We start from the raw sequence: 25,538 nt of genomic DNA on the forward strand, positions 1-25,538 counted from the left end.
AAAAACATGAAGCGCATTATAGGAACCTCATCCATGGCCGTGCTACTGGGCCTGGCAGCTTGCAACGGCGACAGCACCAAGGAAGAGCAGCTAAAGGAGTTAAAAGCACAGGAGGCGGCCCTGCAGGAGCAGATCGCGGAGCTGGAGGCAGAACTGAAGGCCGGAGGCAAAACCGTGGCCACACAGAAAAAGACGGTGCCGGTGTCGGTGGCGTCGCTGGAACAGGGCACCTTCCGCCATTACCTGGAGGTACAGGGCAAGGTGGAGTTTAACGAGGATGTGCTGGTAAGCCCCAAAGTGCCGGGTGTGCTGACGAGCATGCGCGTAGAGCGCGGCGACCGTGTTTCGAAGGGGCAGACCATGGCCACCATAGATGCGCAGGTGCTGGAGCAGAACATAGCGGAGGTACGCACCCGCCTCGACCTGGCCCGCATCGCCTACGAAAAGCAGCAGAACCTATGGGACCAGAAGATCGGCACGGAAATGCAGTACCTCACGGCAAAGAACAACAAAGAGGCACTGGAGCGCAGCCTGGCCGGCCTGCAACGGCAGCGGGACCAGTATAACATTAAAGCGCCGATCAGCGGCGTGGTAGACGAAGTAGTGCCGAATGCCGGAGAGGCGGTGGCGCCAGGCATGGGGGTTATCCGTGTGGTAAACCTGCAGGGCGGCAAAATTGTGGCCGAGGTGTCGGAAGCCTACCAGGCCAAAATCAACAAAGGCGACCAGGCGGTGGTCTTCTTCCCTGACCTGAACAAGGAGATAGAAACGACGGTGGATGTGGTGAGCAACTCCATTGACCCGACCAGCCGCACCTTTACCGTGGAACTGCGCCCGAAAGACTCCAGGGAAATCACGCTGCGCCCTAACATGGTGGCCGTGGTACGCATCCAGGACTACAAAAACGAAGGCACCATTGTACTGCCGGTAAACCTGGTGCAGAAAGATGAGAAGACGGAGTATGTGTACGTAGCCCGGAAAGTCGGCAACCAGTACGTAGCTACGCGCAAGGAGGTAGAGACAGGCGTGAGCTACGGCGGAAACGTGGAGGTGCTGAGCGGGCTGTCGGCCAGCGACAAAGTGATTACGGCGGGCTACCAGAGTGTAAACGAGGGGCAGCCAGTGGTATTTGCCGAGACGAGCCTGACCCAGCAGTAGCCTTAAAGCGATAAAACTATGAAACAGTTCAAGCCAACCAGTTGGTCGATCGATAATAAGACCAGTATCTACATCATCACCATAATTATCACGCTGGCAGGTATCTTCTCCTATATCAACCTACAAAAAGAGAACTTCCCGGACATTGTGATACCGACGGTGTTTGTGAGCACCATTTACCCCGGCACCTCCCCCTCCGACATGGAAAACCTGGTGACGCGGCCTATCGAGAAGGAGATAAAGGCCATCAACGGGGTAAAAGAGGTCACCTCCAACTCCGTGCAGGACTTCTCCATGATTACGGTCGAGTTTGAGACCGATGTGGAGGTGGCCGAGGCCAAGCAGCAGGTGAAAGACGCCGTGGACAAGGCCCGTACAGACCTGCCAACCGACCTGGACCAGGAGCCGAACGTGCAGGAGGTGAACTTCTCCGAAATCCCGATCATGTACGTGAACGTGGCAGGCAACTACAGCCTGGACCAGCTAAAGGACTACGCCGAAGAACTGCAGGACCGCTTTGAGGCCTTCCCCGAAATTACCCGCGTAGACATGGTGGGGGCGCTGGATAAAGAGGTGCAGGTAAACGTGGACCTCTACAAAATGCAGGCTGCCCAGGTAACGTTCACAGATATCGCCAATGCTATTGCGCGTGAGAACGTAACGGTGTCGGGCGGCAACATAACCGTGGGCGAGGCCAAGCGCTCGGTGCGCGTGGTGGGCCAGTACGCCGACCCTGAAAAGATCGGCGACATTGTGCTGAATTCCGTGGCAGGCGCCAACATAAAGCTGCGCGACATTGCCGAGGTAAAAGAAGGCTTTGAGGAGCAGGAGAGCTATGCGCGCCTGGGCAACCAGCCGGTTATTACCCTCAACGTCATCAAGCGAAGCGGCGAGAACCTGATCGAGGCCTCTGACCAGATCCGCGAAACGATTGAGGAGATGCAGGGGGCCACGCTGCCAAGCGACCTGAACATCACCATCACCGGCGACCAGTCGAAACAGACGCGCCACACCCTCAACGACCTGATCAACACGATCATCATCGGGTTTGTGCTGGTTACCCTGATCCTGATGTTCTTCATGGGCACCACCAACGCTATTTTCGTAGGCCTGTCGGTGCCCATCTCCATGTTCCTGGCCTTCATCCTGATGCCAACCTTTGGCTTCTCCCTGAACATGATCGTGCTCTTCTCCTTCCTGCTTGCCCTCGGGATAGTGGTAGACGACGCCATTGTGGTGATCGAGAACACGCACCGCATTTACCACACCACCAGCATGAGCGTGGTGCAATCGGCGAAAGCGGCGGCTGGCGAGGTTTTCGTGCCCGTGCTGGCCGGTACGCTTACCACCGTAGCACCTTTCCTGCCGCTGGCTTTCTGGCCGGGCGTGGTGGGCAAGTTTATGTTCTTTTTGCCTATCACGCTGATCGTAACCCTGGTTTCGTCGCTGCTCGTGGCCTTTATTATCAACCCGGTGTTTGCCGTCTCTTTTATGCAGAAGCACGGAGAGCAGGAGGCGTCGCCCCGCTCCCGCAAGGTTTTCTGGATACTGCTGGGCATTGGCTTTGCGGTGGCGGTGGTGGGCTACATCGCTGGCTGGTACGGTACGGCTAACCTGGTCATGCTTGCTATCTTGCTGGTGCTGCTCAACAAGTACGTTCTGGCGGGCCTGATCGATAAGTTCCAGAACCGGATGCTGCCGCGCTTTATGGCCGGCTACGAAGCCCTGCTGCGCTGGATGCTGGTGGGCAGGCGGCCAATCGCCGTATTTGTGGGCATTGTCGGCCTGCTGATCTTCTCTGTTGCCCTTACCGCCATCTGGCCGCCGAAGGTGGAGTTCTTCCCCAGCGGGCAGCCAAATTTTGTGTACACCTACATCAACATGCCCATCGGTACTGACCAGGCCGTTACAGACTCAGTGACCAAGGTGGTGGAGCGGCGCATCTACAGTGTTATTGGGCAGGATAACCCGGATGTGGAGTCTGTGATCTCTAACGTGGCCATCGGGGCCGGAGACGAAAACGACCGCTCCCAGACAGCACAATCTCACAAAGGGAAGGTTACCGTTGCCTTTGTTGAGTATAAAGACCGAAAAGGAGAGAAATCGACGAGCGAATACCTCACGGACATACGCGGGGCGGTGAGGGGAATTCCCGGCGCAGACATCACAGTGGACAAGGAGCAAAGCGGCCCTCCGGTTGGCAAGCCCATCTCGGTGGAGGTGGCCGGCGAGGACTTTAAGGGCCTGATAGCCCTGTCCAAGCAAGTGGAGCAGTACATAGACCAGCAGGGGATTGAAGGGATAGAGGAACTGCGCTCCGACCTGGAGGACAGCAAGCCCGAGATCGTGCTCAACATTGACCGCGAGCGCGCTAACCGCGAGGGAATCAGCACGGGCCAGATTGGCCAGGAGGTACGCACGGCGATCTTCGGCAGGGAAGCCTCTAAGTTTAAGCTGGATGAGGAGGAGTACCCGATTCAGGTGCGCTACGCCGAGCCGTACCGCGATAACATCGACGCGCTGCTGGACATGCGCATCACCTACCGTGACATGAACTCGGGCCTGGTTCGCCAGATTCCGCTCTCCTCGGTGGCCACGATCGATTACTCGACCACCTACGGGGGCATCAAGCGCAAGAACCTAAAGCGCGTGGTAACGCTGGAGTCGAACGTGCTGGACGGCTACAACGCCAACGAGGTGGTGCAGCAGATAGAGGAGGCGCTGCAGAACTTTGACACGCCGGAAGGCTATGAAATCGGTATGGGAGGCCAGCAGGAAGAGCAGGAGGAAACGGCCAACTTCCTGCTGGTGGCGCTGGTGGCGGCATTCTGCATCATCTTTTTGATTCTGGTGACGCAGTTTAACTCCATCTCCAAGCCGTTCATCATTCTTTCGGAGGTGCTGTTCTCCATTATTGGCGTACTTTTGGGCTTCACAATCTTCGGCATGGATATGTCTGTTGTGATGACGGGTGTGGGGGTTGTGGCGCTGGCCGGTATCGTGGTAAAGAACGGCATCCTGATTGTGGAGTTTACGGACATCCTTTTAGGGGAAGGCAAGGAGCTGCGGGAGGCAATTGTGGAGGCCGGCAAGACGCGCCTGAACCCCGTGTTGCTGACGGCCACGGCCACCATTTTGGGCCTGATTCCGCTGGCGATCGGCCTAAACCTTAACTTCTATACTTTGTTTACGGAGTTTGAGGCGGGTTTCTTCCTGGGCGGCGACAGCGTGGCCTTCTGGGGGCCTCTGGCCTGGACTATTATTTTTGGTTTGGGCTTTGCTACAATTGTAACGCTTTTGGTTGTGCCGGTGATGTACCTGCTTAACGAAAAGCTGAAAGATAAATTAGTCGGAAAGAAAAAGCGCGGAGAAATGAGACTGCAGGAGCAGCGCGTGAATGGTAAAGTTAGAGAATACACACTTTAATATTATGCTTATTACAACAGACAATGCTATTGAGCGCGAGGTTATCCGCATCATTAGCAAGACCAAGGAGATAAAGCCAGACCGCCTGCAGACCAGCAAGCGCCTGTTCCAGGACTTTGGCTTCGACACCGTGGACCTGGTGGATATCATTCTGGAGCTGGAGAGAAACTTCCAGATCACGATTCCGGATGAGGTGCCCATCGACACCGTTGGCGACTTCGTAGACTTTGTGGCGACCCACACGATCAGGAAAGCCAGCTAGAAGAAACACTACATTAAAAACTCAAAGCCCTGGAGCCACAGCTTCAGGGCTTTTTTATGGCTTCTTGTGCCTCCCTTGCTGCACCCGCCTTAAAACAAAAAGCGGCACGGCTTGCCGCATCGCTTTTGCTCTTTTGCGCCATTTACACAAACAGCGCGGTTATACCGGTGCACCAGCCAAAGCCAGGGCAAGTTTGTAATCAGGCAGGAAGTATAAATCAGGATAGTAAAGTGTAGCGATAGGCTGTTCTTAAAAAATGGAGATTCTGTACGCCTTCAGTTTTTTATCCAGGCCTTTTGCGTTTCCGCAGACACTGTCGAGCAGTGCCCAGAAGTGCGGCCCGTGGTTCTTTTCCACTGTGTGCGCCAGCTCATGCAGGATCACATAGTCGCAGAGGGCATCGGGCAGGCGCATCAGGTGCAGGTTCAGGTTAATGTTGTTGGTGTGGGAGCAGCTGCCCCACCGGCTTTTGGCGTTCTTAATAAAGACGCCCTGGTACTCAAACCCGAACTTTTCGGCAAAGTACTGCACCCGCTGCGGCAGGTACTGCTTGGCCTCTTTGCGGTAAGCCTCCTCAATAGACTTGCGGATAAACTTCTGCACATCCGGGTCATTCACCTCTTTAAAGGCGGGGTAGAACACGTTAATGTGGCCTTCCTGAATTACACAGCGCATGTCATAGCGGGCGTGGGTTAGCAGGCGCAGGGTGTGGTGCTTCGTTTTAAACTCACTGTTGTGGTCGTAAACGGTTACCTGCTGCTCCTGCTGCTGCATGCGCGCCTGGTGCTCTCTGATCCAGCTGGCTTTGGTGTAAATAAGCTGCTCGGCTTTCTCAAAGCTAATGTGCGGCGGCACTGCCACCCGTACACCCTTTAAGGGGCGCACACTGATACTCAGGCGCTTGGCTTTGTCGCTTCGCTCAAACAGCACTTTACCGATTCCATCGATGTGAAGGTTGACGGACGTAAGACGTAAGAATGATGAAGACACTTGGCTAAAGGTTAAAGTACAAAATCATCTCGCCAAAGATAGGTATTAATTTCATTAAAAAAAGCCTGATGATGAAGCTTTTGTGAGTTTCAAACAAAATTAAAACATTTGTATTGTACTATATTTTAGCCAATAAATTCAGAATATCAGGCAGTTCCGCTGCTTCTGGCGCACGGGCTTAAGTCCGCTAAAGTACAAAAAAGCAGCGGCAGGCCATAGAATAGCCTGCCACTGCTTTTGCTTTAAATAGGTTAAGTTAGCGCACGTTGCCGCCGGTTGGGCCCTCGTCCGTGTTCTTCTTAGACTGTCGGCTGCTATCGGTGGTGGCGGAGCGCATCGTCTCTTCGCGGGTGTTCGTCGCTGCGCCCTTTGCATCCGTGCTGTGGCCCTGCGAGGAGTGCTTCGCCTTCGGATCGTTTTGCCCCTGCTTCGGCTCGCCCTCCACCGGGTTCGGGTCGTTGCGGTTTTTATCGCTCACGTTGCGGTACTGCTCACCAGTGTGCTTATCCGGAATGCGGCCTGTTTTAAGGTCTCCTTTGGCGTCTTGTGCTGTTTTTTCCCAATCTTTTTTATTTGTTTTCATGATGTTCTGGTTTTAGTTAAATGTCTTTTTTAGTGTCTACCTGTATATCGCCGGCTGTGCGGTCGCTATACTTCGGAGTTCCAAAAGAGGTATCGGAGGTATGGGTTTCGTTGCCTTGCTGCGCCTCCTGCGGAGCCACCCTTATAGGCCGGCTTGCTTCCCACTCCTTAAACCTGTCCAGCTCAGACTTTATACTTGTCATGAACCAGGCAAGCAGGCTGGCGTCGTCCAGCAGGCCTATCACCGGAATCACGTCCGGGATCACGTCAATCGGCATCAGAAAGTAGATCAGCACGGCTATGCCACCTACCACCGTAGGAGTCGGAATACCCTTGTACTCCCCGGTGCTGGCTGCCTTTATCATGCGCGACAGCAACTGCAGGCTCTCCCACACTTCCCCGGCCAGGGCACCCACGCCTTTTTTAGCGGTGGCCTTCTTCAGCGCATCGCTTACCAGCTTTGCCACCTGCGAAGGGTGCTTCAGGTAAGCCTCTGCTTTCTCCAGTATCTTTTTGAAGATGGCGCTCTGTGCAACGTTTTTGCCCTCTGCTCTTTTGTTATCCATAATTATGTACGTGCTTCTACTTATTGTGTTCGTAATGGCACAGCCTCCGGCTTTTGCCAAACCGGGTGCAATTTGCTTAAACAATCGGTAACCTTCCTATACTTGCTCTCTTTAAAATTGTTCTGGGCCGGGCAAACAAAAAGCCCTGCGGCTAATGCCACAGGGCTTCCAGCAGGTACGCCTCGCGGGCCTAATTAATGCGCCCGGCGGCGTAGTAATAGTTGCGGTAGTACGGCTCCGACAGTGAGCTCACCATAACCCCGCCGCTGGTGGCCGAGTGGATAAACTTGTTGTTTTTGAGGTAGATGCCCACATGAAAAATGGGGCCTTTGGCACTGCGGCGGAAGAAAACGAGATCACCGGTGCGGACGCTGTCTTTGCGGACGCGCGCGACGTTCTGAAACATGGAGCGGGAACTGCGGTTAAGCTTGATGCCGTACACCTCGCGGTAAATGCTGGAGACGAAGCCGGAGCAATCGGTGCCGCGGCGGGAGCTGCTGCCATAGCGGTAGGGTGTTCCGAGCCATTTAGAGGCCGTCTCGACCAGGTCGCGGTAGGCGGGGTTCTTAAACTTTATCCCCAGCTTTTGCACGTAGTACTCTTCAAACTGCTCATGCGCCTCCTCATCTACGAGCGGCTCGTTCATTTCCAGGGCACGCACCATGTCCTCCGGGGAGTTTATCGCGTAAGGAGTAATAGCGAAGGATGGCGGAGCATCTGCCGCCGCGGCAGACCGGGCAGGCGTAACTTCGTAGAAGTATGACAGCGCCAGCGAAAGTACCGCGAGCACGCTTAGTATGATTGATTTTTTCATTGGTTTAGCATGTTTAGGGCCACCTGAGGGGCCAAACAGTTTCACCCGCAGTTGCACAGAAAAAGGGCGCAAATTAGCGACTCCGGCAAAGCTCCGACGTGCCTGGGGTGTATGCACACCCAGCAACGGGCAAAAATAGGTACAATTAGCTAAAGCACCAAACTGCGCCACTTCGGTACCTGCCTGACAATGTGGCGCTTCCGCCTCCAAAAGCCGCCCCGTGGCCCGGGGTACCCCTAAAGGCCCGGCAGCAGGAGCCTGGGCTGTAGCACAAAATAAAATTGAACGATGAATTATAAAGTTGTAGAACGATCTCCCTTTGCCAGAATTGCACGCATGGTGCTTAAAAGCAGCAACGTGGCGATGGTGCTGGGCAAAACTATCCACCTGAGCGGGGTTAGCCGGGCAGATTTTCTGAAGAATGAGGGCTGGGTGGCGCATGAGCTATGCCATATCCGGCAGTTCCAGGAGCACGGCTTCTTCCGGTTTCTGTGGCTGTACCTGCGCGAGTCGGTGCGGGTGGGCTACTACAACAACAAGTATGAAGTAGAAGCCCGCATCGCCGGCATGAAGCACCGCCACCAGCAGACTCCTGCCAAGCGGGCCTCTAACGCTGTAGACCCAGCGGGTATTCCGCTGCCAATAGACACAAAGAAGGGAGAGTAGCCCGTGCCACCATGGTATATATATGGTTTGGCTGTTATCCGGCGTATATGCAAGGCTAATGCAGCAGCACCCGGTTTGCTGTTATAAAGACGCTCCAACCTACGGCATCCGTTTCTCTGGTAGCTTGTACATTACTTTATATCACAGGCTCAGGGGGTACAGCGGAACGCTGGCCTTAGCGCCAGCTTACGGCAACTCTTGGGCGGTTTTAGAAGATATGATGCAACGGCGCAAAAGCAACAGGAAGCAGCAGTAGCGAGTATCCTTTTATTGAAAATTAGCTCCAAGGTTTATGATGTTAACTTTTGCCAACATTGGTTCATGCTGAGGCGGCAACCAAACATAAAGGCTATTTATTACTAGCCATCAACGGTCCTGTTTTTCTTGCTTTCTGCAGGTTATAAACCAGAATTTCTGTGATGGCCTGTTTCCTACCTGCTTGGCAGGTTCATCTATCTCTCTAGCTTCAACTAGGCCATACTTGCCAAACTCTTTTTCTACAGAGTCTGAATCATAGAAGAATAGTTGAACACCGTGTTTGGTCTCAAATCTATCCTTGCTGACTTCTTCTCCGGCCCCATAAGCAGCATCATTTTTTGATATTGCCACAAAAACCATGTACCCATTGGGTTTCAACTGATTGTAACAGTCGTTCATCAGCTTAATCCGCTCATCTTCATTTAACAGGTGGATTAAAGCATAGCAGAAAATCCCGTCGTACATTTCTTGGTCAAACGGCATAGCACTAACAGAGCCGTGGTATACTTTTACATCACCTCCATAGTGCTTTTGTGCCATGTCAATGGCGGTTTCTGAAATCTCTATCCCAGTTACCTTGAACCCTGCATCGGTGAAGATCTTTGCATTTCTGCCGTAACCAAACCCAGGTATCAGAATTTTATGCAGCCCTTTTTCTTTAAACAAGTTTAGGGCTGCAACGGCAGAGTCTGCAGGTTCAAACCCCCACATCGTCTTTTTGTCTTTAAAGCTTGACTCCCAGAATTCTGTCATAATGTTTCCTGTAAAAAGGTATCTCTCTTAGTTTGGGGTGAATAGGTTCGTTCTGTGGCGCATTGTAACGCCCTGGAGGTAACGCTCCAGGGCGTTACAATGCGCTATTAAGGACTGTTTCACAGCTTTATACTGCGCATCAACCACTGCTTGGTTATGCCCGTGTGCAGCGCCCGGCACCAGCACAAACTCTTTCTTTGGGGCTTTCACTTTATCGAAATACGCTTTGGTGAGGTCTTTAGGAGTTAGAATGTCTGCCTCGCCCTGAATGAAGTACACCGGAATTTTGTAGCGCAAGCCGTCGCTCATGAAGTTCACGCCAGCCATCATTGACTTTATTCCCATCTTTTTGTGGCCGGCAGAGTAAAGGAAAGAATAGTCGTCTCCGTTATACCTGTCATTAGCGTCCTTTTCATTGTCATAAGCGCTTGCCAGCTTCCACCAGGAGGCGGGGGCTGGTGTAGAATTCTGCCTTTCGTACTTTTTGATGATGCGCATCAGCTGGCCCTCTTTCCTGGCATCCTCATAAGGTGGCGGCCCCAGGGCCTTCAGCTTATCTAATGACTCCTGGTCATCGGCGTTCTGGGCCATTGTAGATACTTTATTGTAGGCATGCCCAAACCCTTCATAGAAGTTCACTACCTGGGAGTGGCCTATATAGGCAGAGAAAAGGTCTGGGCGGGCAAGCGCCATTCTTGCGCCTAGCACAGAGCCCCAGGAGGTGCCTACAAGCGTTACTTTCCGCTTGCCCAGGTGCTTGGTCAGGTATTCGGCAAGCTCAATCCCGTCGGCTGTCATCTGCTCCAGGGTCAGAGGGTTCTCCATCCAGTAATCCTCGGTTACCGTATCGGGGGCGTTCCGGCCAAAGGTTCTGCCTGCGCCTCGCTGGTCCCAGTACACCAGCACAAAGTCTTTTTTCCAGGAACCGTAGATGGCGTCGTCGTACTGGCTCATGGTGCTTCCGGGCCCGCCATGCAGAAACAGGACAACGGGTTTGGCCTGGTCCTCCCCGCTGATGGTCACCCACTGCTCTATACCTCCGATTGTGACAAATTTTTCCTCGTTGATTGGTTTAGCCTGTGCGGCTAACACGCCTGGAAGCAAAGAAAGAAACAGAATCAGTAAAAATGTGTGCTTCATGTTGGGTTAAGTTTTAGGGTAGATGATGGTGGACTATGGGTAACACGTTATTCAAATTACCGCTACCGGCCTGGTGCATAAACCGCCTGAGGTGTTAGCGAAAGGTTATGTATGCACCTCGTTAGCTACTGTTTTACTTTTTTGCCTGTAGCGTTTCCAACTTCTTTCTGGTCTCAGCTACTTCCTGCAACGTCAATGCTTTTTTATATGCTTCCATGGCCTTCTTTTTGTTGCCTCTCTCTACATAGTAGTCTCCCATCGAATCATGTACATTGGGGCTGGCAGGGTAATTATCAATGTTCATCTTGAAAAAGCCGTACGCTTTTCCATACTGTTTATTGCCCATGGAAATATACCCCAGTAGGTTTACTGTGCCTTCCGAAGGCAGCACGGTATACTGCATCATGGAAGACACGGTGCGGTAATGGTCTTTTACATACTCCGCCGTGATGGTGGTATCCTGCAAATCTTTGCCTAACTCATACTTCTTGAAAATGAAACGCAGAGCATCGTACTGAGAGAGAAGCGGCACGGAGGAGTGGTTTTCCTCTGGATAAAATTTCCAGGCCCAGTGCAGGCTTTTGCTTTTACGGAGTATCTCCCTGAACTGAAAGTTGTTGCGCACGTTGCCGTTGGCGTACACTGTGTCGCTGATAACCCTGACCGTGTCCATGCCTTTCTCCATGGTGTTGGACGCTGCGTAGTAAAGGCTTTTGTGGGTGTAGTCATTTTGGGAGAAGGCTTTCTGCGCCTGCTTTACGATGAGATGGTTATCCCACCAGACGCTAGGGTCCATGGCCACGTAGGAGTTGAACAGATTGGGGTGGTTAACTAGCGCGTGTAGCACTGCGAGCCCTCCAAGGGAATGCCCTACATACATGCGGTAAGGCTGCGTGTTATAGCGGGACTCAACAAAAGGTATAAGCTCCTTCTCCAGAAAGGAGAGGAATTTATACCCTCGGCCTGAGTTCTCAAAATCCGGGTCTACCATACCGTCCCGACTAAACGGGGAACGGGTAGGGGTAAAATCAGCTCCTCTGTCTTTGTTCATGACTCCCACCACAATCATCCTGGGCATCCTGCCAACAGCACCTAGTTCATTCACCATCCCCGTCGTGGAGTGGAAAAAATCTCTGCCATCCAACAGGTACATCACCGGATAGCGCTCGGCTCCGGCAGACTGGGGCACATAAACCCACACTTCCCGGTCTTCCTCTAAAATGGAGGAATGGATAGTTAACCTCCTTCCGATAGAAACCTCATCTTCAGCATGATTAGAAGATTGCCCGAAGCAGAAGGCAGGGAAAAGTAAAAGGAGACTTAGAAGTAATCTCATTGATAGTTTAGTTATAAGCTATACTCAACTTATTTGGCTTTGGCGTAGCTACGGCAAAGGTGTGGTTATGTAAGGTTTATGTTAATATCACTTCCCTAGTCAGCAAGGTCAGTTTGTCTCCTGCCTTTTCTTTTAACTCCAACAGAAAGCTATCAAACTCCTTTTTTTGCCTTCACTCCGTTAGAGGGTACGACTTCTTAAACGCCTCAGCCCTGATTTCAAGAACGAAGTCCTTTTTCATTGACTTGTAAACTAAGATACCTCCAAAGCACAGAAGCCCGAAAACCAAAAAGATAAGATATCCCAAAGCTTTACCTCCCTTTAAACCTAACCGGGCACCCGTGACGTTCAGAGGGCTGAACATGTTGCCTATGTAAATACCCGCAGCAATCAGGGCGACTCCCACGATAAAAACAGCAACAGGGTTGTTCACTACGCTGCCTCTGCGAATCCGGAGTTCAGCAATTTCGTGATAGGAGAGCGTTTTATATGCATACCTGCTCCTGAGAAGTGCTAAATCAGAATCATCAGCTCTAAGCTCTGCCGTCTCGTATTTCTTCATGCTTTAGATTAAATGTTGCCGACGTTTCTCGGCTTAGAGACGCGGCGGATTTAAGCATTACTGTTCAGATGAAATACGTCAGCCGCCATATTGCCAAGCCGTTGCTGGTGGTTCGTTGTTTTTCCTAACCTTCGTCTCCTTTGGTTTCAATTCCCACGCCCGCTTCAAAGGTTAATCTAAGTAACCACAGGTCTGAAAGTTACTTCCTGCTTCCAGCAAAGCCACACATCCCACCAACAGCAATACCTATACCTAACCCCATTGCGATGCTTAAAGAAAAGTTTCCAGAAAAAGCACCATAGGCTGCTCCGAACGCAACACCAAGAGCAACCCCAACGCCTATACCGTTTCTTGATTTTTTATTTCTAGTTTCTGTCATGATTAAAGTTCGTGTGACTACTTTTTCGTCGTCTGTGTTATGGTTGCTGTTCCGGTCGTTACAATGCCCGCCAACGGACTGGGCTTTGCCGTGGCGTAGCTACGGTAAAGGTGTGGTTACCTAAGGTTATTTTTTAATTTCATTATACCAGTCGCCACAATAACTGTAGTTACTAACCCAACTAAAGGTATAAAATGAAACAATGTTATTCCTTCAGCATATTCATCGGTCACAGCTTCATAAAAGTAGTAACTGAAAATAAGTGTAATTATACTTAGTAGGGTCAGGAGCAATGTACTGCTTTTCAGTTTTACTTCTGTACCTAAGAAGGTTCTAAACAGAAGTATAGCTGTTAATGGCATTATAGCTAATGATATTAAAAGAACGACTTGAAAGTCAAAATCAAGATTTTCAAAAGGATGAGCGGCCATAGCAAATACAGGAACAATGACGCTAAATCCCAAAATTCCAAACGCGTATAAAGCTATGAGTGGAATTAGGAGTCCTGAGTTGCTTTCTTTCATAATTATAATCAAAGGTAACTACTGTATATAAGGAGCTATTCGGCTTATCAGCCTTATATGTGGAGGCCTGCTGGCTCTACACTATATGAAAAGCGCCGATTCAAGCACCTGAATATAGTATATTTTTCATTAAAAACTTACCATGCATTTTTACCTGGCCTGTAACAAACTCGACGAATGCTGCCAGTCCCCTTTTGTTCACCGTCGGGGCAGGAGCCAAGCCATTATCCCCAGTAAGCTTGATCCTTGTAGGTGTAAAAGGGACAAAACAAAACTACGGAGACGTTAGTGTGTGCTAACTGCGCCTGCCCATGAACAGTACTTGAGAAACAGTAGGGCCAAAATGAGGAAAGGCAGCCCTATAGGGCTGCCTTTCCTCGTTTGGTAGGGCCTTGGCGGCAAACGTAAACTACCCCGCCAAGACAACAACTTAACTACCTTACGCCTCTCTCCATTTAATCGTGCAGCCGATAGCCTTGGTATTTGGGCGGCTTACCGGCTTGCCGCTCACCAACTCGTTTAACGCTTCTTCGGCATACTTCTTCTGTACCTGCGCGGCGTCTTTATAATTATCGTCTATGGTGCCGATGTAAGCTACTTTCAGGCTGCCGTCCGGCTGCTTCTGCACCACGTACAGGTGCGGAGTACGGGTGGCTCCATAGGCTTCGGTAACTTCCTGCGTCTCGTCGTACACATACGGGAACGGGAAGTTCTTCTCCCTGGCGCGCTCCTGCATCTTATCAAAGGAGTCTCCCGGCGACACCCGGGCATCGTTTGGATTAATTGCGATGACCGGGTACCCTTGAGGGGCGTACTTATTGTGCAGGGCTATCAGGCGGTCTTCGTAAGCCACGGCGAAAGGGCAGGAATTGCAGGTAAAGGTTACGATAAAGCCCTTCGCATCCTTATAGTCCGCCATCGAGACCATTTTACCGTCTATGTTCTTGAGCTTAAAATCGCGGGCGGTGTCGCCTACGTTGTAGCCGTTGTCGGGGGCAGGCGCAGCGGAGAGCAGCAGGCCCACCAATAGCAGGCAGGCCGCGTACACGAAAGGCAATTTTGCGTTTTTCATAGGTATAGCGTTTATGTTGATGTTACTTCGGCGGTTACAGCATTTCCTCGATAAGGGCATTCAGCTCCTCCTGTGTGATGGCGGCCTCCCGAAACGCATATTTCCCCTGCTTGTTGTTAAATACCATGGTGGCAGGTATGGCCCCAGACCACTTCGGCTCAATTTTGTCTATCCAGGTGTTGCCGTCCACCTCGTCCAGCAGCACAACCGTAGACTTTAGCCCACGCCGCTGCACAAAGGCCTTCACGCGGCTGTCCAGGTCTTCCACGGCATCCATACTAACGAGCACCACTTTTACAGGCTTGTTTTTGTACTGCTGGTTAGCGGCCTCAAAGTATGGCAGCTCTTTAATGCAGGGCTTGCACCAGGTGGCCCAGAAGTTTACCACGTACAGCGTATCGCCGGGCCGCTCGCGCAGCTCCTTCAGGTCTTTAAACTTTATTACCTCCACCTCCTGTGCCGAGGCTGTGGCTGCGGTTACACATAAAAGGGCCAGCACGGCCAGCAAAATGTTACGTATTTGTGTGATCATACCTCCATAACGGCTATAGCTGCAGTATACGTATTTACTCTCTAAACATCGGTACCTGAGCTGCTTAAATAAAAAAGCAGCCATGGGCAAAGTAAACCCATGGCTGCTCCAAAAGTTATAAGGCCCCTCGCTTAGCCTGCAACCTGTGTCGCGGCATTGCGGGGCACTCTCTTGCCCGGCTTTTTCTTCCGGAGCTTGTTAATCCAGATCAGGGTGCCGGTTACCGGCAGGCTGGTGGCAATAAGGCAGGAGATAAAGTACAGGATCTTAGAGAAAGTACCATACACATCGCCCAGGTGCAGCGGCCTGATAAGGGCCACGATCTGCTCGTTCAGCGGCTTGTCCGCAAAGACCTCTACCTGCAGGGCCTCGCCATTGTGCTGGTTCAGCTGTACTTTGTCAGAGGCTGAAAGGGCAAAGAAGCCCGCCTCGCTCTTGGTAACAACTACGGCAGTGGTGTCGTCTGAGGGAATGGAGATCCGGGTGTTGCCTTCGTAGGGCAGTATAGCGTTGGCTTTGGCCAGGTAGTCGGCCAGCTGCAGGCTGGAAGCCTCGCCGGTAGCCTCTGCGCTCAGGGGCTTCTCACGGCGCCCTTTAAACACCTCGTCCCCCATAATGCTGCTCAGGCCGTCGCGGTACCACTCAAAGGACCAGCAAAGGCCGGTGAGCGACATAATCAGCAGCAGAATAAAGGCATAAAAGCCGAGCGTGTTGTGCAGGTCGTGGTTGATGCGCTTCCAGTTGGCGTCGGTTTTCACTTTAAAGCCCTGCTTCCAGTTCTTTATTTTCTTTGGCCACCACAGCACCAGGCCGGTCAGCACCAGTATGGTAAAGATGATGGTGGACACGCCCACGATCATTTTGCCGGTGCCGCCCTCGATCAGCAGCCAGCGGTGCAGCTGCATCACCTTCAGGAAGAACTCCGATGCCGGGCCCTCCGTGGTGCCCAGCACGGCTCCCGTGTAAGGGTTCACCATGTAGGTAGTCGGTCGTCCGCCGCCGCCCGGGCCATGGCCTCCCTTTCCTTCCTTCTTGCCCTCTTTGCCGCCTTTAGCCTCTGACTTCTGGGCAGCAGCAGCCTCTGGGCCTTTGCCTGCCCGCTCGCCGCCGCCTTCCGGCTTCTTGGCCACGCCTACACGGTAGGCCAGGGCTTTATCCTGCGGTATCTCCAGTGAAACCACCTTTCCCTTCAGCTCCTTCTCTACCTTAAAGACCAGCGCATCCGGAGAGAACGGCTTTGCATTGGCCGGAACAGCCACCTCATACTTGTCCGGCTCCAGCGCTTCCTCTATCTCTGTCCGGAAAGTATAGACCGTGCCGCTAAGGCAAACTACAAACAGCACCAGGCCGCTGGCAATGCCCAGCCAAAGGTGCACATCATTGAAAAACTTTCTCAAGCTATAGCCCTTTTTCATGTTGAAGAGTTTTGGAAGGAACAGGAGGTTTAACGTAAAAGCTGCCGATAGTAAATATCGGCAGCTTTTGCTTCATTAGGTAGAACAGGTCTAATTAAAATCTGTAAGTAACTACACCTGAAAAGTTTCGTGGCTGAATTCTATCGATAAAGTTAGATCGGTACGCATCGTAGCCAACCTCATCAAAGATATTGTTAAACAGCGCTCTCACGCCCCAGTGCTGCTGGAACTCGTACCCTATCTGCGCATTCACGATGGTGTAGGCTTTGTTGTCCCACGGTGCAGTGTTCGGGTCGATGTTGTGGTACTGCACTCCTGGCAGCGTCCAGTCGTTGTAAGGGCGCTCGCCCAGGTAGTAGGCACCTGCACCCAGGTTCAGGCCACGCAGCACGCCGGTTTGCAGCGTATAGTTGGCATAGGCGTTAAAGGTATGCTTTGGTGTGTTGTTCGGTGCGGAGCCAGTCACAAATGTAGTGTGCTCTTTGTACTGCGCATCGATGTAAGCATAGCCGGCTACCACCTCCAGGTTCTCCAGCACGCGGCCCGTCAGCTCTACCTCTATACCCTTGCGCTCGTCGTTACCGCCTTTAATGTAATAACCTGTTTCCAGCACGTTGCCCAGGTCGTCCACCGTAAAGGCCTTCAGGTTCATGTCTTTGTTGTTGATCTTGTAGAAGGTCAGGTTGAAGCGCAGGCGGTCGTTCAGCCACTCAGACTTGATACCGGCCTCAAACTGGTCGATGCGCTCGGCACCCAGTGCGTCACCGTTTACGTCTACCACAGCGGCAGAGCGCGGGTTGGTGCTGTTAGTGTAGGATCCGAAGATGTTCAGACCGTCCTTCACAGTGAACATCACACCGGCCAGCGGGTTCCAGAACTCGGAAGTGGCACTGGCCTCCCCCGCCGACTTAGACTTGTTGGTGCTGTAGCGCACGCCACCGTATACTCTGGCCCAGTCTGTCAGCTGGATCACATCCTGAAGCGTAACCCCGAAGCTGTGGTCATAAGACTGGGTGCCGCCTGTTCTTGTGAAGGCTCCCACGCCTGCAGGCAGGGTGTTGGTGATCGTCTCCGGGTTCAGCACGTCAATCGTGTCGATACCGATGGCATTGTAGGCAGGAGTGTACAGGTCGATGTAGCGGTAGTCGGTGCCGATCTGGAAGGTATGGTTGATACCGCCTGTCTTGATCTTCTGGCCTACCAGGTCCACCTGCATCACTGTGCTGTTGTCTTCGCGGGCCTGGTTGTGCGCAATAGAGCGTGAGTAAATGTTAACCTGCTCCTGGTTCACATTCTTTCCTTTCAGGGCCGACAGGCTCGTTCTGATACCGTCGGCGTTATAGTTAGAGTTGAAGAAGGCGGCGCGCAAGTATAGGCTGCTGTTCAGGTTATACTTGTAGCGGGCGGCGTAAGTCGTGTGCGTAATATCGGTCTTGTCTGACTCAAAGCCCAGGAAGCGATCTGCCGGCAGGTCGTAGATCTCGTTCTTTTTGTTGCCAACCGACAGGTTCACGGTACCGGCATCAATTGCCTGCTCCTCCTTAAAGTAATCCATCTCCAGCGTCAGGGTGCTCTTGGCGTTAGGGCGCCACTCCAGGGAAGGGTTGATGTAGAAAGACTCATTGTCCATGTGGTCACGGAACTTGCCGCCGTTTTCGTAGGCGCCGTTCAGGCGCACGGCCAGCTTGTTGTCTTTGTCTACCACGCGCTGCACATCAAAGGTAGGGCGAATCAGGCCCCAGCTGCCCGCACGCAGCGACACAACCCCGGAGTTTTCGAACTTAGGCGTTTTGGTAACGATGTTTACAATACCACCCGGGCCACCCAGGTCGGTAGAGGCTCCCATCGTAATAGCGCTGGCACCCTTGAGCACCTGCACGCTCTCCACTCCCTGCATATCGGTAGAGAAGCCGATGCCGCGGAAGTCGGTCATAACGCGCACGCCGTTTTTGAGCGTTGGTATGCCACGGAAGCCGCGGGAAGAGATACTCTCACGCACGCCGCCGTAAGTGGCGTAAGTATACACGCCCGGCACGTTGCGCACGCCTTCAATAACAGTAAGCGCGCCCTGCTGCTCAATCAGTTTCTCGGAGATCACAGAGATACTCTGGATCTGCTCACTCGGCTTCAGCGGCAAACGCGTAATGGCGTCCAGCTTCTCCGGCTGCTTGTCCCTCACACCGAAAACCTCGATCTCTGAAACCTGGTTGGCTTTGGCGGCAAGGCTAAAGCTAACGCTCTTTGTTTCGCCCTTGCCCAGCTGCACTTTCTCTGTCACGCTGTTAAAGCCGATCATCATGGCCCTAACCTGGTAGTTGCCTTCCGGCATGTGCAAAATCTTAAAGAATCCGTTTTCATCGGTCACAGTGCCGAACGGGGTGTTCTCAACCACAATGCTGGCAGCAGCCAATGGCTGGCCGTTCCCCTGTAGCACCTGCCCTCTGATGGATGAACCACGGTGCTGCGCCCACGCCAGCTGCGTTAAGAGCATACACAAACAAACCAGAGTAAATTTCTTAAACATGCCTTACAATTTATAGGTGGTGTATATGAAGTGCCGCTGTGCAGACGAGGTAGCCGGTGCTGCCTTTTTGCCCCAGAACACAATCGTTATTTAGACTAATTCTAAGTGCTGCAAACTTACTCAGTAACTTAGACTAGTTCCAAATAATCTTTCTTAAAGTTGATCACGTCATAGACAAAATCACTATTAATAGCTATAGTGGGTATAGCGGCAGTATGCGGCCGATAACTACTTTAAGCGGCAGGCAAAGGCCGGTAACGCGCAGCAGAAGTTTGGCAGGGGTTAACAATTAACGCGCTGACGCGTTATTTATAGAGCAACACAATGTTTAACCACACAACAAACTTAAGAATGGCTAATAAATTAGAAGGAAAGAAAATAGCAGTACTAGTAGAGGAGGGATTTGAGCAGGTAGAACTAACAAAGCCGATGCAGGCGCTGAAAGACGCGGGAGCCGAGGCACACATCATCTCTCCGAATAAGAACAACGAAATAAAGGCGTGGAACCACACCGACTGGGGCGACAAGTTTAAAGTAGACAAAAAACTCAGCGAAGTAAAGGCCGAGGACTACAACGGCCTGCTGCTGCCGGGCGGCGTAATGAACCCGGACCACCTGCGCGCCAACAAGGATGCCGTTAGCTTTGTGAACAAGTTTATGGAAAGCGGCAAGCCTGTGGCAGCCATCTGCCACGGCCCCTGGACACTGATCGAAACAGGAAAGGTAAAGGGCAAGAAAATGACCAGCTACCACACCCTACAAACAGACCTGAAAAACGCAGGCGCCGAGTGGGTAGACCAGGAGGTAGTAGTGGACCAAGGCCTTGTCACCAGCCGTAACCCGGACGACATTCCGGCTTTCAACAAGAAAATGGTGGAAGAGTTCGCCGAAGGCAAGCACGACCGCTAAGCACCGGAAGCTGCATCATTTACATTAAAGGCGGCCGCCCCTCTGCAAGGAAGGGCGGCCGCCTCTTTTTTATACATTAGTTATGGTATGAGCCGGAAAAGCGGTTCGGCATAGTTCTCCAGCAGCACGGCCAGCACCAGGTCCAGCAGAAAGAGGAACACCCCCTGCAGCACAATGGCCTGCCCCCAGCCCAGCAGCCGCTCCGTTTTGGGGGAGTAGCGCGAACGCTCTTTCAGGTACACCCCCAGTAGCATGTAGCCCACATCCAGCCCCACATTCAGGTAAAGCACTTTTTTGTACCAACCATGCAGGTATAGGCTGTCGGCAAGGCTTTGCGCACTGCTGTCTTTCGTCAGGATGCTGTACAAGGCGACACTCGCCACCACCAGGTTCACAACATTCCAGTACAGGTTCATCTGGTAAAAGTATTTCCGGTTGCGGGTGGCACGGGTCAGCTTAAAGCTGCTGACCAGGATGTTTACAATGGCCCACCCGCCAAGTACAAGCATGCCTGTTTTCAGTGTGCCTGCCTGTGCCTCGTTGAGCCGCACCAGGGTTTGAGACTGGGCACTGGCAGTAAGGCATAACAGGAGCAAGGGGAGCAGGCAAAGGTACTTTCTCATAGGTAATAGGCAGTTTTATGAGTAGGAACGCAGGAAAACAGGCTTTAGCGTGTAGCCAGAGCAACCTTAGCCGCAGCAGCTGGCGCAGGCGCTGGCTATGCCGCGGCTAAGGGGTTGTGGGTTAGCGCTTTTCCGGCCGGGCCACAATATCCAGCCCAATGTTTACTTCGGAGTAAATAGTTTTGTCTCCCAGGGAGTTGTCGGAGCGGTACACCAACCCCCATTTGGTGCGGTCGAGGTTGAAGTTGGCCTTAGCGCGCAGCAGGCTGTCCTGCAGTGTTACCCGGGCCGGGAACGACACGCTCTTGGTTTGCCCCTTTATCGTGAGGTTGCCGGTAACGCGGTGCGTCGGGTTCTTGACGCGGAGCTCGCTGTAAGTGGCCACTGGGGAGCTGGCCTGTTCCTTCGTGCTGTCGTAAGGGGCAATGCCCGTTAGCTCAAACTCAGCGGTGGGGTAGCGCTCGGAGTCGAAAAAGTCGGCCGAGCGCAGGTGCGTGGTGAGCTTTTTGTTGCTGGCTTCGTCTATAGCCTTGTCGGTGGCGCGCACCCTGGTAATGTCCAGCACAATGTTGCCGTCTGTCAGCAGGCCGTTGGTCATGTTCAGCTCGCCTTCCTTTATATCAAAGAGCCCGTTGTGGCGCCCGGTCATTTTAGAGCCGATCCAGGTTACCTCGCTGTTGGCCGTGTCTATGGCGTAGGTTTCGGTTGGCACTACCCTGTTGTTTTTTACCACGGCATCGCCTATCACCGCCTCGTCAGTCTTAACGGTGGTGTCGCAGGCGCTGGCAAAAAAAAGGAGCATGGCCAGCTGCAGAAGCAGGAGTAGGTGTCGCTTGCCCATTGTTTAGGTTTGTTTTAGGTGCTCTACGGTGCTGTAGTCTAACCTACTGGTACGCTGCCGGGGCCAAAAACGATATGTTCTGTTGTAAAATGCAGAAACCAGGCAAGGCCTGGCTTCCACACTTTTCCGGCAATAAAATGGCGGCGGGCTACTAAAAGCTTACCCCCAGGTATACCTGTATCACGCCGTTCTTAATGTCCTCGTTAATGTTGTTGCCCATGCTATCCTCCTTCCGCAGGTCGCCGAAGCTGTGCACATAGCGCGCCCCAACCCTAAAGCGGTCAACGCTCCCTTCCAGGCCGGCGGCAGCCCCGTAGTCAAAGGTGTTGTAAGGCTCCATCTCTATCTCCTCGTCCTCCACCTTTGCCGACACCATTACGCCTACCTGCGGGCCGAGGTGCACACTAAAGTTATCGGTGATGTTGAACACAGCCAGCACGGGCACCTCCAGGTAGTCGAACCGGTAGACCGAGTCCTGGCGCTCAAAGCCCTTGCGCGAGTACAGCACCTCAGGCTGCAGCGAGAAGAACTCCCCGAAGCCAAACTGGGCGAAGATCCCGGCATGGAACGAGGTGTGGCTGTTTACATCACCGAACTTGTCTTTGTCGCTGCCATGCACGCTGGCGAAGTTCACACCGCCCTTTATACCGATACCGGAGTTAGGCGAGCGGCTGAAAATGTTGTGGTTCTGGTTTATAGAGCGTGGCCCCTCGCCCTGGGCAAACCCCGCCACCGACCATAGCAGCATAAGCGCGAGTATACATGTCTTTTTCATAGTTTCTGTTTTTAAGCGTTCAGCCCTCTACACGTGAGAAGATGTTCATATGTTTTATACTTATTTTATACTTAGGATACCGGCAGGAGGTTATCGGCGGCATTGCACCGTTTGTACTGCTTTACAAGCGATTACATGTAGAAGGTGAACGCGAGAGACGGTACAGGCACGCCTTTTTAGCACAGGAACAAGCATCGCAGCCAATATCGGCGGCACTCTCTCTTCAGACTTCAGGCAGCAGCCCTTTTTCACAAAAGCCAACTTATTGCAATTTTCTAATAGCACACAAGCACAGGGCAGCACATTCACAACCTTTATGAGGCCGTTAACCAAATTCCCCTGTGAAGCCATCGTGCGAATTGTGAAGAAATCGTGCGCTTGTTCACAGGGAATTAACAACAAACCGTGGATAAAGCCGGGTAATCAACAAAGTTATCCACATACAGGTGTGGCAAAAGCGGGAAAAACGGTTATAGGCAGGCCAACTCTTAATTAGTTACACCATTTATCCACCATCTTGTGTATAGCCATGTGAATTGCACTGAAATATGACAGAAGCTATAGTAACACGGAGGATTTGCGGTAGTTTTGCTAAACCCAAATTGCCGCTTAATTGTTAGCTTTGCGTTATGCTAAAGATTGCCTGGTCCGAAATTTTTGCCCACAGCCTGCCCGAAGGCCACCGTTTTCCGATGGCCAAGTATGATTTGCTGCCGGAGCAGCTGCTCTACGAGGGCACCATTACCCAAGACAACCTGTTCGCGCCCGAGCCACTGGACGAGCCGTTTATACTTGATACCCACGACGCCGGCTACTGGCACCGCCTGCGCGACCTGCAGCTCACCCCCTCCGAAGTCCGCAAGACCGGCTTTCCGCTGTCGGAGCAGCTGGTGCAGCGGGAGGTTGTTATTATGAACGGCACCGTGCAGGCCAGCCTGTTTGCGCTGGAGTACGGCATTGGGATGAACATCGCCGGCGGCACCCACCACGCCTTTACCGACCGCGGCGAGGGCTTTTGCCTGCTCAACGACATTGCCATTGCCGCCAACCACCTCCTCAAGTATAAAAGCATAAACAAAGTGCTGGTGGTGGACCTGGATGTGCACCAGGGCAACGGCACGGCGCAGATCTTTGAGCACGAGCCACGGGTGTTCACCTTCAGCATGCACTGCGGCCACAACTACCCTTTCCATAAAGAGAAATCAGACCTGGATGTGCCATTAGCAGAGGGAACCGACGATGCAACGTACCTGCAGCTGCTGAGGCACCACCTGCCGCGCCTGCTGGATGAGGTGCAGCCGGAGTTCGTGTTCTTTCAGTCCGGGGTGGATGTGCTGGCAACGGATAAGCTAGGCAAGCTGGGCATGACCATCGATGGCTGCAAGGCCCGCGACCGTGCGGTGCTGGAGCTGTGCCAGCAGAACAACCTACCGGTAACGGTAAGCATGGGCGGCGGCTACTCCAGGCAAATCGCGCATATTATAGAGGCCCATGCCAACACCTTTCGGCTGGCGCAGCAGCTGTTTTTCTAAGGTAGGCGATACAGGCACCGAAGGAGGTCAGGGCAAGGCGCGGCCAACGGTGCCACTGAGCTAGAGCAGTTATCCGACCGGTGCAAAGCCGGCAAAACCCGAAGCCACTCGTCGGAGTGGCCAGAAAGCAAAAAGGCCCGCAGCATTTCAGCAGCAGGCCTTTTACATCACCTTAAAACACTCTTTTACCTTATAATTTGCAGGATTGTCCGCATTATCGCTATTGTCATCCATATCTGTTTAGTCATTGTTCTTGCGTTGTCTCACGTTGCCCACTTCTAAAACACTGCCTGCGAAAACGGCTTCCGTGAGAACACCGTTACGTCGTTCACGTCTTTCAGGCGGCAGATAAAGCGGGTCATGCGCTCTACACCAAAGCCGCCACCGGCCGTTTTCGGGATGCCGCCCTCTTTGGCCACCTCCAGGTAGTGGGCAAAGGCCTCCTCGCTGGTGCCAACCTCGGCCATGCGCTTGCGGATCTGGCCGTACTCATGCTCCCGCTCCGCGCCTGACAGGCCCTCGCCAAAGCCCTCCGGCCAAATTACATCGTAGTTCAGGTAAGTGCCCGGCTTTTTCGGGTCCTCCTTGTCGTAGAACTCGCGCTTGTGGTTCAGCAGCCAAAACGGCTCCGTAGCCTCCTCCGACTTCACTTTCTCGTAGTCCGGGCCAAGCGCTGCCTCCAGCTTTTCGGTGCGGTATACCGCCCACTTCTCAAACTGCGGCAGCAGCTCGCCGCGCAACTCCAGTAGAAGCTCCGGCACCTCCTCGTTCAGGCGGCGGAACACGAAGTTCACCAGCTCCTCCATAAACTCCATCACAAAAAAGCGGTCTTTGCCCTTAAACTCGAAGTCTATCTGGGTAAACTCGAACAGGTGCCGGCCGGTGTCGGCGCGGTCAGCGAACTCCAGGCGCACGTTTGGCGACACAATGTAGAGGCTGTCCAGCTCCGGGTTCATCAGGGCCAGCTGCTTGTGGAAGATCATAGACTTGGTCAGGCTCCAGCGCTGCTCCGCATAGGTGATCGTGGCGTCTACCACCCCGTGGTTGAGCGGGTCTGTGATCGGCGACAGCATGAGCGGCATCAGCTGCGTAAGGCCTTTTTTGAACATAAACTCGTGCGTAGCCCGCACAATACCCTGCTGCACTCTCAGGATCTTCGGCAGCTTGGCCCGGCTCAGGTGGCCGACGGTGGCGCTCAGCACCGTTGGCTCAGAAAGGGTTTCTAGTTCCATCATTTTTTGATAATTTGTTAAACATTTGAAGATTTATACATTACGAATGTAAAGATTGTTGCCATTTATTAAAAATTTATCAAATAATATTTTTTAACATTGATAATCTATCAACAAAAAAGATATATCTTTGCAACTTTGACAACAGCAGCAAGTATAGAAGCATATGAATTATGAAATTGACAATCTGGACAAGCAGATTCTGAGCCTGCTGATGCAGGATGTGACGCGACCTTACACCGACGTAGCAAAAGAACTGGGCGTGTCAGGCGGCACGATTCACGTGCGGATGAAAAAGCTGACGGAGATGGGCGTGGTAAAAGGCGCGCAACTGCTGGTAAACCCCTCTGCGGTAGGCTTCGACATTTGCGCCTTTATCGGGGTGTTTCTGGAGAAAGGCTCCGAGTACAAGGAAACGGTAGAGAAGATGCGGGACATACCCGAGATCGTGGAGCTGCACTACACCACCGGCTCCTACAGCATGTTTGCCAAAATCATCTGCCGCGACACCACCCACCTGCGGGAGGTGCTAAACGAAAAGCTGCAGGCGATAGAAGGCGTGCAGCGCACTGAAACGCTGATCTCGCTGGAAGAAAGCATTAGCCGCCAAATAAAGATAGAATAGCAAAAGGGCCGCCTGTTACAGGCGGCCCTTTTGCTGCTCGTG

25 protein-coding genes are annotated in these 25,538 nt (G+C 52.7%); 7 read left to right on the forward strand and 18 right to left on the reverse strand.

Annotated features, from left to right (window positions below; genetic code table 11):
* The first annotated feature begins 6 nt into the window (after positions 1-6).
* From CA264_RS16185 to CA264_RS16195, 3 genes are read left to right on the forward strand one after another with little or no spacing between them, the layout of a single operon-like run.
* Entirely contained in the window at positions 7-1,158 is a 1,152-nt protein-coding gene (locus tag CA264_RS16185; RefSeq protein ID WP_025608433.1) for an efflux RND transporter periplasmic adaptor subunit, read from the forward strand.
* Positions 1,159-1,176: 18 nt separating this feature from the next.
* Complete coding sequence (locus CA264_RS16190) at positions 1,177-4,584, forward strand: efflux RND transporter permease subunit (protein ID WP_025608434.1); 3,408 nt, start codon at positions 1,177-1,179, stop codon at positions 4,582-4,584.
* Between the two features lie 4 nt (positions 4,585-4,588).
* The gene (locus tag CA264_RS16195) at positions 4,589-4,846 is read left to right on the forward strand and encodes an acyl carrier protein (protein ID WP_025608435.1); all 258 of its coding nucleotides are present in this window, start codon (positions 4,589-4,591) and stop codon (positions 4,844-4,846) included.
* Positions 4,847-5,095: 249 nt separating this feature from the next.
* Here the strand turns inward: CA264_RS16195 and CA264_RS16200 are convergent, their stop codons facing one another.
* From CA264_RS16200 to CA264_RS16215, 4 genes are all read right to left on the reverse strand, one after another.
* Entirely contained in the window at positions 5,096-5,836 is a 741-nt protein-coding gene (locus tag CA264_RS16200; protein WP_036777159.1) for a M48 family metallopeptidase, read from the reverse strand.
* Between the two features lie 256 nt (positions 5,837-6,092).
* Positions 6,093-6,419: a hypothetical protein gene (locus CA264_RS16205; RefSeq protein WP_025608437.1), complete on the reverse strand. Its 327-nt coding sequence runs from the start codon at positions 6,417-6,419 to the stop codon at positions 6,093-6,095.
* 16 nt (positions 6,420-6,435) lie between these two features.
* Entirely contained in the window at positions 6,436-6,984 is a 549-nt protein-coding gene (locus CA264_RS16210) for a YkvA family protein (RefSeq protein WP_036777278.1), read from the reverse strand.
* A gap of 190 nt (positions 6,985-7,174) precedes the next feature.
* Positions 7,175-7,798: a C40 family peptidase gene (locus CA264_RS16215; protein WP_025608439.1), complete on the reverse strand. Its 624-nt coding sequence runs from the start codon at positions 7,796-7,798 to the stop codon at positions 7,175-7,177.
* Between the two features lie 288 nt (positions 7,799-8,086).
* On the opposite strand from CA264_RS16215, the gene CA264_RS16220 reads away from it, so the two are divergent.
* Positions 8,087-8,464, forward strand: a complete 378-nt coding sequence (locus tag CA264_RS16220) for a hypothetical protein (RefSeq protein ID WP_025608440.1) — start codon at positions 8,087-8,089, stop codon at positions 8,462-8,464.
* A 366-nt stretch (positions 8,465-8,830) separates the two neighbouring features.
* On the opposite strand, the gene CA264_RS16225 is transcribed toward CA264_RS16220, so the two are convergent.
* The 10 genes from CA264_RS16225 to CA264_RS16270 all read right to left on the reverse strand — a co-directional run bounded on the left by CA264_RS16225 (position 8,831) and on the right by CA264_RS16270 (position 18,926).
* Positions 8,831-9,475: a class I SAM-dependent methyltransferase gene (locus tag CA264_RS16225; protein WP_025608441.1), complete on the reverse strand. Its 645-nt coding sequence runs from the start codon at positions 9,473-9,475 to the stop codon at positions 8,831-8,833.
* A gap of 27 nt (positions 9,476-9,502) precedes the next feature.
* On the reverse strand, positions 9,503-10,615 hold the full coding sequence (locus CA264_RS16230) for an alpha/beta fold hydrolase (protein WP_025608442.1): 1,113 nt from the start codon (positions 10,613-10,615) through the stop codon (positions 9,503-9,505).
* 133 nt (positions 10,616-10,748) lie between these two features.
* Entirely contained in the window at positions 10,749-11,951 is a 1,203-nt protein-coding gene (locus CA264_RS16235) for an alpha/beta hydrolase-fold protein (protein WP_025608443.1), read from the reverse strand.
* A gap of 172 nt (positions 11,952-12,123) precedes the next feature.
* Positions 12,124-12,513 carry a hypothetical protein gene (locus tag CA264_RS16240; protein ID WP_025608444.1) on the reverse strand — a complete coding sequence of 130 codons (390 nt, stop codon included), beginning with the start codon at positions 12,511-12,513 and terminating at the stop codon, positions 12,124-12,126.
* 199 nt (positions 12,514-12,712) lie between these two features.
* Positions 12,713-12,892 (reverse strand): glycine zipper domain-containing protein, encoded by a 180-nt coding sequence (locus CA264_RS16245; protein ID WP_071784620.1) that lies wholly within the window; start codon positions 12,890-12,892, stop codon positions 12,713-12,715.
* Positions 12,893-13,008: 116 nt separating this feature from the next.
* Positions 13,009-13,416, reverse strand: a complete 408-nt coding sequence (locus tag CA264_RS16250; RefSeq protein WP_025608445.1) for a hypothetical protein — start codon at positions 13,414-13,416, stop codon at positions 13,009-13,011.
* Between the two features lie 439 nt (positions 13,417-13,855).
* The gene (locus tag CA264_RS16255) at positions 13,856-14,488 is read right to left on the reverse strand and encodes a thioredoxin family protein (protein ID WP_025608446.1); all 633 of its coding nucleotides are present in this window, start codon (positions 14,486-14,488) and stop codon (positions 13,856-13,858) included.
* Between the two features lie 34 nt (positions 14,489-14,522).
* Positions 14,523-15,020 (reverse strand): TlpA disulfide reductase family protein, encoded by a 498-nt coding sequence (locus CA264_RS16260; RefSeq protein ID WP_036777166.1) that lies wholly within the window; start codon positions 15,018-15,020, stop codon positions 14,523-14,525.
* A 131-nt stretch (positions 15,021-15,151) separates the two neighbouring features.
* Entirely contained in the window at positions 15,152-16,417 is a 1,266-nt protein-coding gene (locus tag CA264_RS16265) for a PepSY-associated TM helix domain-containing protein (RefSeq protein WP_237151135.1), read from the reverse strand.
* Positions 16,418-16,529: 112 nt separating this feature from the next.
* Positions 16,530-18,926: a TonB-dependent receptor gene (locus CA264_RS16270; RefSeq protein WP_051364498.1), complete on the reverse strand. Its 2,397-nt coding sequence runs from the start codon at positions 18,924-18,926 to the stop codon at positions 16,530-16,532.
* Between the two features lie 384 nt (positions 18,927-19,310).
* On the opposite strand from CA264_RS16270, the gene CA264_RS16275 reads away from it, so the two are divergent.
* The gene (locus CA264_RS16275; RefSeq protein WP_025608450.1) at positions 19,311-19,868 is read left to right on the forward strand and encodes a type 1 glutamine amidotransferase domain-containing protein; all 558 of its coding nucleotides are present in this window, start codon (positions 19,311-19,313) and stop codon (positions 19,866-19,868) included.
* An 80-nt stretch (positions 19,869-19,948) separates the two neighbouring features.
* Here CA264_RS16275 and CA264_RS16280 read toward each other — a convergent pair whose 3' ends face one another.
* From CA264_RS16280 to CA264_RS16290, 3 genes are all read right to left on the reverse strand, one after another.
* A complete protein-coding gene (locus CA264_RS16280) occupies positions 19,949-20,491 on the reverse strand; it encodes a DUF6992 family protein (RefSeq protein WP_036777170.1) in 543 nt (180 codons plus the stop codon).
* A gap of 121 nt (positions 20,492-20,612) precedes the next feature.
* Entirely contained in the window at positions 20,613-21,332 is a 720-nt protein-coding gene (locus CA264_RS16285) for a YceI family protein (protein ID WP_025608452.1), read from the reverse strand.
* Positions 21,333-21,483: 151 nt separating this feature from the next.
* Positions 21,484-22,107, reverse strand: a complete 624-nt coding sequence (locus tag CA264_RS16290; protein ID WP_036777174.1) for a porin family protein — start codon at positions 22,105-22,107, stop codon at positions 21,484-21,486.
* A 629-nt stretch (positions 22,108-22,736) separates the two neighbouring features.
* Here CA264_RS16290 and CA264_RS16295 point away from each other — a divergent pair.
* Positions 22,737-23,639, forward strand: coding sequence for a histone deacetylase family protein (locus CA264_RS16295; protein WP_025608454.1), 903 nt, complete (start codon positions 22,737-22,739; stop codon positions 23,637-23,639).
* 278 nt (positions 23,640-23,917) lie between these two features.
* On the opposite strand, the gene CA264_RS16300 is transcribed toward CA264_RS16295, so the two are convergent.
* Positions 23,918-24,874: an asparagine synthetase A gene (locus tag CA264_RS16300; RefSeq protein ID WP_025608455.1), complete on the reverse strand. Its 957-nt coding sequence runs from the start codon at positions 24,872-24,874 to the stop codon at positions 23,918-23,920.
* Between the two features lie 163 nt (positions 24,875-25,037).
* On the opposite strand from CA264_RS16300, the gene CA264_RS16305 reads away from it, so the two are divergent.
* Complete coding sequence (locus CA264_RS16305) at positions 25,038-25,496, forward strand: Lrp/AsnC ligand binding domain-containing protein (RefSeq protein ID WP_025608456.1); 459 nt, start codon at positions 25,038-25,040, stop codon at positions 25,494-25,496.
* Positions 25,497-25,538: the final 42 nt, after the last annotated feature.

The sequence above is a fragment of the Pontibacter actiniarum genome (assembly GCF_003585765.1).
Taxonomy (GTDB): domain Bacteria; phylum Bacteroidota; class Bacteroidia; order Cytophagales; family Hymenobacteraceae; genus Pontibacter; species Pontibacter actiniarum.

Coding starts and splice junctions, on each gene's coding strand:
- CA264_RS16185 (WP_025608433.1), top strand. CDS start 7: ATGAAGCGCATTATAGGAACCTCATCCATGGCCGTGCTACTGGGCCTG.
- CA264_RS16190 (WP_025608434.1), top strand. CDS start 1,177: ATGAAACAGTTCAAGCCAACCAGTTGGTCGATCGATAATAAGACCAGT.
- CA264_RS16195 (WP_025608435.1), top strand. CDS start 4,589: ATGCTTATTACAACAGACAATGCTATTGAGCGCGAGGTTATCCGCATC.
- CA264_RS16205 (WP_025608437.1), bottom strand. CDS start 6,419: ATGAAAACAAATAAAAAAGATTGGGAAAAAACAGCACAAGACGCCAAA.
- CA264_RS16210 (WP_036777278.1), bottom strand. CDS start 6,984: ATGGATAACAAAAGAGCAGAGGGCAAAAACGTTGCACAGAGCGCCATC.
- CA264_RS16215 (WP_025608439.1), bottom strand. CDS start 7,798: ATGAAAAAATCAATCATACTAAGCGTGCTCGCGGTACTTTCGCTGGCG.
- CA264_RS16220 (WP_025608440.1), top strand. CDS start 8,087: ATGAATTATAAAGTTGTAGAACGATCTCCCTTTGCCAGAATTGCACGC.
- CA264_RS16225 (WP_025608441.1), bottom strand. CDS start 9,475: ATGACAGAATTCTGGGAGTCAAGCTTTAAAGACAAAAAGACGATGTGG.
- CA264_RS16230 (WP_025608442.1), bottom strand. CDS start 10,615: ATGAAGCACACATTTTTACTGATTCTGTTTCTTTCTTTGCTTCCAGGC.
- CA264_RS16235 (WP_025608443.1), bottom strand. CDS start 11,951: ATGAGATTACTTCTAAGTCTCCTTTTACTTTTCCCTGCCTTCTGCTTC.
- CA264_RS16240 (WP_025608444.1), bottom strand. CDS start 12,513: ATGAAGAAATACGAGACGGCAGAGCTTAGAGCTGATGATTCTGATTTA.
- CA264_RS16245 (WP_071784620.1), bottom strand. CDS start 12,892: ATGACAGAAACTAGAAATAAAAAATCAAGAAACGGTATAGGCGTTGGG.
- CA264_RS16250 (WP_025608445.1), bottom strand. CDS start 13,416: ATGAAAGAAAGCAACTCAGGACTCCTAATTCCACTCATAGCTTTATAC.
- CA264_RS16255 (WP_025608446.1), bottom strand. CDS start 14,488: ATGAAAAACGCAAAATTGCCTTTCGTGTACGCGGCCTGCCTGCTATTG.
- CA264_RS16260 (WP_036777166.1), bottom strand. CDS start 15,020: ATGATCACACAAATACGTAACATTTTGCTGGCCGTGCTGGCCCTTTTA.
- CA264_RS16270 (WP_051364498.1), bottom strand. CDS start 18,926: ATGCTCTTAACGCAGCTGGCGTGGGCGCAGCACCGTGGTTCATCCATC.
- CA264_RS16275 (WP_025608450.1), top strand. CDS start 19,311: ATGGCTAATAAATTAGAAGGAAAGAAAATAGCAGTACTAGTAGAGGAG.
- CA264_RS16280 (WP_036777170.1), bottom strand. CDS start 20,491: ATGAGAAAGTACCTTTGCCTGCTCCCCTTGCTCCTGTTATGCCTTACT.
- CA264_RS16285 (WP_025608452.1), bottom strand. CDS start 21,332: ATGGGCAAGCGACACCTACTCCTGCTTCTGCAGCTGGCCATGCTCCTT.
- CA264_RS16290 (WP_036777174.1), bottom strand. CDS start 22,107: ATGAAAAAGACATGTATACTCGCGCTTATGCTGCTATGGTCGGTGGCG.
- CA264_RS16295 (WP_025608454.1), top strand. CDS start 22,737: ATGCTAAAGATTGCCTGGTCCGAAATTTTTGCCCACAGCCTGCCCGAA.
- CA264_RS16300 (WP_025608455.1), bottom strand. CDS start 24,874: ATGATGGAACTAGAAACCCTTTCTGAGCCAACGGTGCTGAGCGCCACC.
- CA264_RS16305 (WP_025608456.1), top strand. CDS start 25,038: ATGAATTATGAAATTGACAATCTGGACAAGCAGATTCTGAGCCTGCTG.